General features: G+C 54.8%; 9 protein-coding genes. All 9 read right to left on the bottom strand.

All coding sequences use genetic code 11. The annotated features are described in order from the left end of the window. Positions 1–113: 113 nt before the first annotated feature. The 9 genes from ACTHSP_RS14105 to ACTHSP_RS14065 all read right to left on the bottom strand — a co-directional run bounded on the left by ACTHSP_RS14105 (position 114) and on the right by ACTHSP_RS14065 (position 9,386). Positions 114–545 (bottom strand): plastocyanin/azurin family copper-binding protein, encoded by a 432-nt coding sequence (locus tag ACTHSP_RS14105; RefSeq protein ID WP_049351791.1) that lies wholly within the window; start codon positions 543–545, stop codon positions 114–116. A gap of 167 nt (positions 546–712) precedes the next feature. Further along, positions 713–1,480 carry an ABC transporter ATP-binding protein gene (locus ACTHSP_RS14100; protein ID WP_440346309.1) on the bottom strand — a complete coding sequence of 256 codons (768 nt, stop codon included), beginning with the start codon at positions 1,478–1,480 and terminating at the stop codon, positions 713–715. A 10-nt stretch (positions 1,481–1,490) separates the two neighbouring features. After that, positions 1,491–2,537, bottom strand: coding sequence for a FecCD family ABC transporter permease (locus tag ACTHSP_RS14095; protein WP_049351793.1), 1,047 nt, complete (start codon positions 2,535–2,537; stop codon positions 1,491–1,493). A gap of 454 nt (positions 2,538–2,991) precedes the next feature. Then, positions 2,992–4,107, bottom strand: a complete 1,116-nt coding sequence (locus ACTHSP_RS14090) for an ABC transporter substrate-binding protein (RefSeq protein WP_049351795.1) — start codon at positions 4,105–4,107, stop codon at positions 2,992–2,994. Between the two features lie 507 nt (positions 4,108–4,614). Further along, positions 4,615–6,378 carry a phosphoenolpyruvate--protein phosphotransferase gene (ptsP, locus tag ACTHSP_RS14085; protein WP_049351798.1) on the bottom strand — a complete coding sequence of 588 codons (1,764 nt, stop codon included), beginning with the start codon at positions 6,376–6,378 and terminating at the stop codon, positions 4,615–4,617. After that, positions 6,378–6,647 (bottom strand): HPr family phosphocarrier protein, encoded by a 270-nt coding sequence (locus tag ACTHSP_RS14080; RefSeq protein WP_049328812.1) that lies wholly within the window; start codon positions 6,645–6,647, stop codon positions 6,378–6,380. The genes ptsP and ACTHSP_RS14080 overlap by 1 nt, the downstream gene beginning before the upstream one ends. 44 nt (positions 6,648–6,691) lie before the next feature. Beyond that, positions 6,692–7,120, bottom strand: a complete 429-nt coding sequence (locus ACTHSP_RS14075) for a PTS sugar transporter subunit IIA (RefSeq protein ID WP_003683821.1) — start codon at positions 7,118–7,120, stop codon at positions 6,692–6,694. Positions 7,121–7,178: 58 nt separating this feature from the next. Continuing rightward, on the bottom strand, positions 7,179–7,742 hold the full coding sequence (locus ACTHSP_RS14070; protein WP_049351805.1) for a hypoxanthine-guanine phosphoribosyltransferase: 564 nt from the start codon (positions 7,740–7,742) through the stop codon (positions 7,179–7,181). Positions 7,743–7,856: 114 nt separating this feature from the next. Beyond that, the gene (locus ACTHSP_RS14065; protein ID WP_049351813.1) at positions 7,857–9,386 is read right to left on the bottom strand and encodes an ABC transporter permease; all 1,530 of its coding nucleotides are present in this window, start codon (positions 9,384–9,386) and stop codon (positions 7,857–7,859) included. Positions 9,387–9,585: the final 199 nt, after the last annotated feature.

The raw sequence follows: 9,585 nt of genomic DNA, 5'->3' as shown, positions 1-9,585 counted from the left end.
GCCTATTTTATCGGAAACTGAAACGGAAGATATAGCTTTGATGCGTGTTTTACGCAAAGGAAACAGGCCGTCTGAAAGGTTTCAGACGGCCTTTAATGCAGGTATAAACGCGTTTATTTCACTTGCGCCATGTATTTTTTCAGACGGCCTTTGCTTTGCATGGCGCGGTTTTCCATTTCATCGACAACGGCTTGTGCTTTGGCTTTGTTCACCGGTTTGCCGACCTGAATCACGCCGCTCATGTTCATCATGCGGTGCGGCGGGCAGGTATAGACGTACACGCCTTCTTTGTTGAGCTTGAGCGTGAAGTCTTTGCCGTCTTCGGAGAGGAAGTCGGCAACGCCGTCGGGCAGGGCTTTGCTTTGTACCCAGTGGCCGCTGTTGGCGGCTTTGAAGGTAACAGTGTCGCCGACTTTGGCGTTGACGTAGCCGGGCTCGAACACCATGCTGCCGTCTTTGCCGTTGTCGAGCATTTTGATTTCGTGGTTGGCGGCGTATGCGCTAAGGGAAGCGGTCAGCATGAGGAGGAAGAGGATTTTTTTCATGGAGAAAGTCCTTTCTCAGGATAAAAAATATGGGGCGGGCTGATGAGTCGGAGAGGTAAGCCTTGGGCTTACCGCCCTCTCCCTAACCCTCTCTCGCGGGAGAGAGGATAAGTTGCAGGGAGTTTGCAGGCCGGATGCTCAAATCCAACATTTCAGGAGCGGTTAAGTTACGCACTCTGCCGCATCGGGCGGATAACGGGCAGGCCTTTGCTGTCGTATAAAAGTTCGATGTCCACTTTATACAGCCTGTCGATTATGTCCGCCTGCAATACGTCCTGCGGCGCGCCCTGCGCCTGTACTTTGCCTTCGCCGAGCAGAATCACGCCGTCTGAAAATTGCGCGGCGAGGCTCAAATCGTGCAACACCATCAGCGTAACCAGATTGTGTTCGTGCGTGTATTGCACCACGCGTTCTAAAAGATTGAGTTGATGGTGCATATCCAGCGCGCTGACCGGTTCGTCCAGCATCAGGATTTCGGGGCGGCGCAGCATGACTTGGGCAAACATAACGAGCTGACGCTGTCCGCCGGAAAGCCGCATGACGTCGCGGTGCGCCAGATGGCCGATGCCCAACTCTGCCATGATACTTGCGGCTTCGTGCAGCAGTTCGTCGCCGACGTGCATATGCAGCGCGTCCATGCGGCCGAGTAACACGACTTCCAGCGCGGTCAGCGAGGCTTCGGCGGCGGTGTCCTGCGGCATATAGCCTATGCGTTTGCGCCAGCTTTGCAGGTGGATTTTGCTCAGCACTTCGTCGCCGTAGCGGATGGTGCCTTTGTGCGCCACTTCGCCGAAAATCGTTTTCATCAGTGAGGATTTGCCCGTGCCGTTCGGGCCGAGCACGGAATAGACTTTGCCTTGTTCCAGCGTCAAATCGATACTGTCGGCGACCACATAATCGCCGCGCCGGATATGGACATTTTCAAGTTTCAACATTTCAGACGGCCTATCGTTTCGTTAATACAATCCAGAAGAAGAACGGCACGCCGACAAACGACGTAACAATCCCCACCGGAAACAGCGCGCCCGGGATAATCACCTTGGACAACACGCTCGCCACTGATAAAAACGCCGCCCCCGCCAGCATCGCGCCGGGCAGGAAGAAACGTTGGTCTTCGCCCAAAAGAATCCGCGCCACATGCGGCGCGACCAGTCCGATAAAGCCGATCACGCCGACAAAACTGATTGCCGTTGCCGTCATCACCGCCACCAACACCAGCGTTTTCAGGCGCAAAAATTGCAGATTGATGCCCAGCCCGACGGCGCGTTCTTCGCCCAAGCGCAGCGCGGTCAGCTTCCACACATCGCGCGAAAGCAGCAGCACGCATACCGCCGTAACCGCCGCCGTAACGATGACCGTTTCCCAAGTCGCCTTGGTCAGGCTGCCGAACAGCCAAAACAGAATCTGCTGCGAAATCTCAGGCGCGGCGATAAACTGAATCAGCGACAGAATCGACTGAAACAGAAACAAAAGCGCAATCCCCACCAACACCAGCATCGCCGAATTGAAGCGGCGCGCCGAAGCAAACAGAAACAAGATGCCCGAAGCCAGCATGGTCATCACAAACGCCCCGATGGGGACGGCGACCGTTTCCGGCAGCCCGAAACCGCCGAACGCAATCACCATCGACGCGCCCAAACCTGCCGCCGCCGCCAAGCCCAGCGTATAAGGGCTGGCCATCGGGTTGTTCAACAGCGTTTGAATTTCCGCGCCGCCGACACCCAAAGCCGCGCCGACCATCAAGGCCATTACCGCAATCGGCAGGCGCAGATCCATCACAATCAGGCGGTTCATTTCATCGACCCCGGGTTTACCCAGCAAAACATTGACCACTTCACCGACGGGCAGCGTGTCTGTCATTGCCGGGCCGGTGGCGATGTCGAATAGGAAACTGACCGCGGCGATGATTAAAAACATCAACACAATCAACCAACGCTTGCCTTCCAACTTGCGCTGGTTTCTCACAATCTCGGCGACAACCGAATCATTCATTTTTTAATCCTTTGAAATTAAGGAACAAGGTCGGACATCCATGTCCGACAATCTCTTTTGTCTGTATCCGTTTTGAAGGGTGGTTTTTTGAAAATCGGGATAACGGCGTTCCAAACGGCTTACCCTCTCCCTAGCCCTCTCCCACGGGGAGAGGGAATCGGATGACTGAAATCCGACCATTGTTGTGATTTTCTGCCATTTGTTCCCTCTCCCTGTGGGAGAGGGTTAGGGAGAAGGTAAAAACAGTCAAACCCACCTGAAGCTCCCTATTCGGTACGACGGAAATTCGTAGCGTGGGCTTCACTTACGAAAACAGGAAACCCTCATACCGTTTACCATCATTTCCGTAAACATTACCCGTGGGCAAAGCCCACGCTACGGTTCTGTACAAAACCCACACTGCTTTCAGACGACCTTTCGCATAAAAAGGTCGTCTGAAACCCGCAAGCCAGCCTTACTGACCTTTCGGATACAGATAGAACGTACCGTTCGGCACGACCGGCAGGTTTTGGCGGTAGAAGTCCATATAGGTCTTCTCAGGGTTGAAATCCTTAAACAACTGCGGATAAATCGCTTTGGCCATAAACTGAATCGATGCACTGTCGGACAGCGTGCGCGAGTTGGCGTGGTAGGCGGCGTAGAGGCGGTTGTTTTTAATCGCAGGCAGGTTCGCCCAGCCGGCGCGTTTGGCAAAGCCTGCCAAGCGTTTTTCCGCTTCCGCTTTCGGAATGCCCCAGCCCATCACCATGGCGGCAGGGTTTTTCTTCAATTCGGTTTCGCGGCCGGTAATCACGATCACGTCGGGTTTGGCGGCGAGGACTTTTTCAGGATTGATCGGGCCGTAGAACTCGACCGAAGAAGCGGCGATATTGTTGCCGCCGACCAGTGTCGCCATTGAACCCCACATGCTCTTGCCGAAGGTAACGCTGTGTTCGGCAGGGCCTTTGTTGCCGAACTCGACATAGACTTTAGGCTTGGGCAGATTGGCTTTTTGCACGCGCGCTTGGATGGTGTCGGCAACGCGTTTGTAGTCTGCCGCTAATTTGTCCGCCTTTTGCTGCTGGCCGGTCAGCGTGCCGATGAGTTTGGTTGATTGAACGTGTTTGGCCACCGTTTGAGCGTTGTAGTCCAACACAACGATGGGGATGCCGGCTTTGTTGATGCGGTCGAGATCGGAACCCAAAGCCTTGTATTGCCATTCGGCCAAAACCAATAAATCGGGTTTCAGTGCCAATACTTTCTCAATCGAGAAAGTGCCGACTTCCACTTCGCCCACGTCGGTCAGTTGATTCAGTTTAGGCACGGCTTTGCTGAATGCTGCCCAGCTTGGCGGCGCCCAGTCGGCCCAAACTGCTTTGGAGAAACCGACAACGTTGTCCAGCGCGGTTTTACCGCCGATGGCCATGTAGTCTTGGTAGTAGAAGCCCAAAACCACGCGCTTGGCAGGCAGGTCGACGGTTACCTTACGGCCGACGGTATCGGTCAGCTGAACCGGTTTGGCAAAAGCGGATACGGAGCCGACTGATAAAGCTGCAGCGGCAATTAAAGCAGAAAGTTGCGTAAATCTCATGAACTATTCCTTTAAAATATGATGATAACTATTATCTTTTATAAATTTACAAGGTATTGAATCTTTTTTCAAGTGAAACATGAGAATAGACATATTTTAGAGTAAAAAGTTGCATCATTAAAATAAAGGGATAATGTTTGGCTGTACTGAAGACCTAGTGAAAAGGAATGATATGGGTGCCTAAAGCCATAGTGGGCAGTAGCTGGAAGGGATAGGCAAAGGGTCATTTATTGCAAAGAAAATAAAAGATATACGGTTGAATACAGCAGGCCGTCTGAAACCTTGTAATCGGGGTTCAGACGGCATTTGGTGCGGGCATAAAAGTTTTATTTTATTTGCGCCATCTATTTTTCAGACGGCCTGTAAGCAGTATTGGGGAAAAGTGAAAAAGGTTGGTTTTTGAAATGGCGAAATAGGGAAGAAGGGGGCTTGAGGGAGAATCGGGCGTAAACCCAAAATGGGGACGAATAAAAAGGGCGTGTTTCGATACACGCCCTTGCCGGAGGTTCAGACGGCCTGTGATTCCGTCTGTTCGCTTTGGTTGAGGATTTTAATCAGCTTCTCGGTTTTTTCCGGATCTTCGCAGCGCAGGATTTTGGCGGCATCGTTTTCGAGATGGCCGGTGTGGCTGTGCAGGATGATGTTTTTAACCGAAAGCAGGTTGTTGGGGTTCATGGAGAAGCGGCGCAGGCCCATGCCGAGCAACAGTCGGGTGAAGACGGTATCGCCGGCCATTTCGCCGCAGATGGACACGCCTTTTTCCATGCGGTTTGCCGTGCGGATGATGTGTTGCAGCGTTTTGAGGACGGCAGGGTGGCCGGGTTGGTAGAGGTGGCCGACGCTGTCGTCTCCGCGGTCGACCGACAGGAGGTATTGAATCAGGTCGTTGGTGCCTATGGAGATGAAATCGACGAGCTTGAGGATGCTGCCGACGGTCATGGCGGCGGACGGGATTTCAATCATGCAGCCGATGCTGACCGGACCGAAGGCTTCGTCGCGTTCGGCGAGTTGGCGTTGGGCCGTGTCCAGGTGGATAAGGCATTGGCGCACTTCGGAAATGGACGTAATCATCGGCCACATCATGCGCACGGGGCCGTGTACCGCGGCGCGGAGGATGGCGCGCATTTGGGTGCGGAACATGACCGGCTCGGCGAGGCACAGGCGGATGCCGGTCAGGCCGAGTGCGGGGTTGAGGCTGCCGTTGGGTGTGCTGTTTTGGCCGAACCAGCGCGGATTTTTATCGACACCTAAATCGACGGTGCGGACGGTGATGCTTTTGCCTTTCATCTTTTTCACAATCGCGCTGTACACTTCGTATTGCTCGTCTTCAGACGGCATGGTGTCGCGGTTGAGATAAAGAAATTCGCTGCGGAACAGGCCGACGCCGTCTGCGCCGAAGTTGTGCAGGGTTTTGATGTCTTCGGCGGATTCGATGTTGGCCAAAAGTTCGATGTTGATGCCGTCGGCCGTGGTGGCGGCGGTTTTTTTGATTTTGTTGAGTTCGCGCTTGTGGCTGCGGTATTCGCGGGCGAGGCGGCGGTATTCGTTGAGGACGACTTCGTCGGGATCGATGATGAGGATGCCGTTGATGCCGTCGACGATGACGATTTCGTTTTCGGTGATGAGTTTGCGGGCGTTGTGCAGGCCGATGACGGACGGGATATCGAGGCTGCGGCCCAAGATGGCGGTGTGGCTGGTCGGGCCGCCGGCATCGGTTACGAAGGCGGTAATGTGCTGCTCTTTGAACAATACGGTATCGGCAGGCGAGAGGTCGTGCGCGATGAGGACGGTGTCGTCAAACAGGTTGCCGGCGAGGTTGATTTCGTTGCTTTGGCCGACAAGGTTGTTGTGGATGCGGCGGACGACTTGGAGCATGTCCTGTTTGCGTTCGCGCAGGTAGTCGTCGTCGATGCTGTCGAACTGGGCGGCGAGCTTGTCGCTTTGCTGTTTCAATGCCCATTCGGCGTTGATTTTTTGCTCGCGCAAAATGTCGATGGGTTCGCGCGAGAGGGTAACGTCGGTCAGCAGCATCAGGTGCAGGGAGATGAACGCGCCCAATTCGGTCGGGGCGTTTTCGGGAATTGCGCCGCGCAGTTGTTCCAGTTCTTTGCGCGTGGCTTTGATGGCGTTGTCGAAACGGGCAACTTCGGCATCAAGTTTGTCGGGATCGATGTCGTATTGGGGGACTTCCGTTGTGCCGCGCGTGATGAGGTGGGCGTGGCCGATGGCAATGCCTTTGCCCGCGGCTACACCGTGTAAGACGATGCTCATTATTCGCCCTCGCCGAAGTAGTCATTGATGAGGTCGGTCAACGCCTGCATGGCGGCGGCTTCGTCTGCGCCTTCTGTTTCCAGCTCAATCACGGTGCCTTTGGAGGCGGCCAGCATCATCAGGCCCATGATGCTTTTGCCGTTGACGCGGTTGCCGTTTTTGGTGACCCAGACTTCGCTTTGGAATTGGGAGGCGGTTTGGGTAAATTTGCTGGAGGCGCGTGCGTGCAGGCCGAGTTTGTTGATGATTTCGATTTCTTGTTTGAGCATGGATGTCCCCTAAATGTTCGTAAAGTGAATGTTTTCAGACGGCCTTAGCCGTTTTCTTTGCACACCAGGTCTTCAGGTGCGGATGTAATGGCGAAAATGCCACGGATGGCAGCTTCTTTAACGGTTTCGGTGAAGTCGGAGAGGTTTTCGGCTTGTGATGAGTATTGGATGGCTTTAATCATCATCGGGGCGTTGAGGCCGGTCAGGATGGCGGATTTGTTTTCGCGCACCAGCCGGCGTGCGGCGTTGCACGGTGTGGCGCCGAAGATGTCGGTCATGATCAGCACGCCGCGGTTGTCGGGAAATTCCTGCAATGCGGCGATGGCGTTGTTGATGATGTCGTTTTGATCTTCGTTAGGCTGTACGCCGAGGATGTGGAGATTTTCGGGGAAACCGTTGGGAAAGAAATGGTCGGCCAAACCGCGATAGGCTTCACCTATGGTTTCATGTGTAATGATTAACAAACCTATCATGATGTGTTCCTAGTATTGGGGTTGAGGCCGTCTGAACATCTTTCAGACGGCCTTTGTTTTATTTATTGTTTAAGGCGTAGATTTCGCCGAGGTTGCGCCAGCAGCCGGCGGCATCCATGCCGTAACCGAAGACGTAGCGGTTGGGCACGTCCAAACCGACATAATCGGCTTTGGTCGGTTTTTCTTTGTCGATCAGTTTGTTGGCAAATACGGCCGCACGGCAGCTTGCCGCGCCCATTTCCAACAGTTTTTCCTGAATGGCGGCCATGGTGTGGCCTTCGTCCAGAATGTCGTCCAAAACGACTACATGACGGCCTTTGATTTGCTCGGGGTCGGGCATGCGTTTCCAGTTGAACGCGCCGCCTGCGAGTTTGTCGCCGTAGCGGGAAACGTGGACGTAGTCAAAGTCCAAAGGGAAACGAAACAGCGGCAGCAGCTGCCCTGTAAACACCACCGCGCCACCCATTACAGGCAGGAGTAGGGGGTATTTGTCGCCCAAGTCGCGGGTGATGTCGTCGGCAACTTTTTGCAAGGCCGCGCGGCATTGTTCTTGGTCAAACAGCAAGTCGGCATTATCCAGCATGGCTTGGGTTTCAAGGCGTTTGGTTTCTAAGTCGGTCATGATAGATCGTGTTGAGTGCGGTTAAAAACAAATTATATAGCGGATTCAATCAATTTTCGATACAAGGCGCGGCAATGGTGTAGTGAAAGTGAAGGGAATTTGAGCCGACCACGTTCAGACGGCCTTTTGCCCTTCCGCTTCGTCCACCAGCAAAAATGCCGTCAAAGCCAAAGCGGTCAATACCGCCGTCAACACCATCGCCCGTCCGTAATTGTCCGCACCGGCGCGTCCGAGATAATCGTAAATCAAAGTGGTCAGCGTCTGCCATTCGGGGCGCGACAGGAATAATGTGGCCGCAAATTCGCCGATACACGTTGCCGAAGCTAAAGTCAGGCCGCGCCGCAAAGCCGGTTTCAATAAAGGCGCGGTGACATAACAGGCCGTCTGAAAACCGTTTGCGCCCATAGTGCGCGCCGCCGCCGCGTAATCTTTGGGCAAACCGTCCCACGCGGCCAATACATCTTTGGCCACAAACGGATACGCCAACAGCGCGTAAGTCGCCGTCAGCAGCCACAGCGAAGCTGTCCACTGCGGATAGAGCAGCAAAACGCCAAACGCGATGCACACGGGCGACACCATAAACGGCAAAAACATCAGCGCACGCAACCACGCCATTTGCCGTGCCGCCGCCGCATATAGCACGCCCAAAACCGTTGCCGCCGCTACTGCTGCCGCAGAGAAACGGACGGTGTTCCACACAGCCGCCCAGGTTTGCGCCTCTAGCAAGACTGCCCAAGAAGAGCCTGCCGATACCGCCTTGAGCCATACCGCCGCCAAAGGCAGCAGGCAGCACACTGCCAACATGGCCAATACTGTTGCCGTCAGCCATTTTTCCCAAGCCCATATCGGCGCACGCGGAGGCAAAGGCGAGACTGACTTATCCACAGCCACGCGTTTGCTCCAATACGCATACAAACCGCCTGCCGCCGCCGTAACCGCCAGCACCAGCCACACCAACACTGACGCACGCGCCATATCCAACTCATACGCCACCAGCCGGTAGATTTCCACTTCCACCGTCGCAAAACGTTCGCCACCGAGCAGCAAGGCCAGTCCGAAGCCTGAAAAGCAATATAAAAACACCAGACACGCGCCACCGGCAACCCACGCGCGCACCACCGGCCATTCGACCCAGACAAACCGCCGCCACGCGTCCGCGCCCAAAGATTGCGCCGACAGCAACCGCGCCTGCGGCACGCGCACAAATCCTTGATACGCCGAGCGCACCAAAACCGGCAGGTTGAAAAACACGTTGCCGTAAATCAGCAGCCACGGCGTGTCCTGCCAACCTGCAGCCAGCATGCCGTGTGCGCCAAATAAAGCCAGTACGCCCATGCCCGCCACCAAAGTCGGCATCACAAAAGGCAGCATCAGCAGGCGCAAAACCGTGCGCCGTCCGGCAAAGTCCATCCGCGCCAGCACCCACGCCGCAGGCACGCCCAAAGCCGTGACCAAGACGCAGGTCAAAACCGCCTGCGCCACCGTCCAGCCCAAGCGCAGGCGCATATAGTCATCAGCCACCACTTCCGCCCAAGCGCCTTCGCCGTCGTAAAACGCCAACGACAGCAAAGGCGCGACCACCATGACCGCCAAGAAACCCAAAGGCAGAAGCAACAGCGCACACCGCCGAATCCAAACCTGCATCGATGCGTACCCGAGAATAAAAACGTCTATTTTAGCCCGAGTTCGGTATAGAAGGTGGTATTCCTGTCCTTATTTTCAGACGGCCCGGGCAGCCTGACGGATAAAACTGCCGTTTCTTCAAATTTTCCAAACATTTACGAAATCTCTTCAAAAAGGCAACATAATTGGTTGGGCATTTTTGTTACAATGCCGCCGATTC

The organism is Neisseria sp. P0001.S005 (assembly GCF_051963715.1).
This window is presented reverse-complemented; position numbering and strand designations above follow the sequence as displayed.

Excerpts from the sequence above, each read along its gene's own strand:
- ACTHSP_RS14105 (WP_049351791.1), bottom strand. The coding sequence starts at position 545 with ATGAAAAAAATCCTCTTCCTCCTCATGCTGACCGCTTCCCTTAGCGCA.
- ACTHSP_RS14100 (WP_440346309.1), bottom strand. The coding sequence starts at position 1,480 with ATGTTGAAACTTGAAAATGTCCATATCCGGCGCGGCGATTATGTGGTC.
- ACTHSP_RS14095 (WP_049351793.1), bottom strand. The coding sequence starts at position 2,537 with ATGAATGATTCGGTTGTCGCCGAGATTGTGAGAAACCAGCGCAAGTTG.
- ACTHSP_RS14090 (WP_049351795.1), bottom strand. The coding sequence starts at position 4,107 with ATGAGATTTACGCAACTTTCTGCTTTAATTGCCGCTGCAGCTTTATCA.
- ptsP (WP_049351798.1), bottom strand. The coding sequence starts at position 6,378 with ATGAGCATCGTCTTACACGGTGTAGCCGCGGGCAAAGGCATTGCCATC.
- ACTHSP_RS14080 (WP_049328812.1), bottom strand. The coding sequence starts at position 6,647 with ATGCTCAAACAAGAAATCGAAATCATCAACAAACTCGGCCTGCACGCA.
- ACTHSP_RS14075 (WP_003683821.1), bottom strand. The coding sequence starts at position 7,120 with ATGATAGGTTTGTTAATCATTACACATGAAACCATAGGTGAAGCCTAT.
- ACTHSP_RS14070 (WP_049351805.1), bottom strand. The coding sequence starts at position 7,742 with ATGACCGACTTAGAAACCAAACGCCTTGAAACCCAAGCCATGCTGGAT.
- ACTHSP_RS14065 (WP_049351813.1), bottom strand. The coding sequence starts at position 9,386 with ATGCAGGTTTGGATTCGGCGGTGTGCGCTGTTGCTTCTGCCTTTGGGT.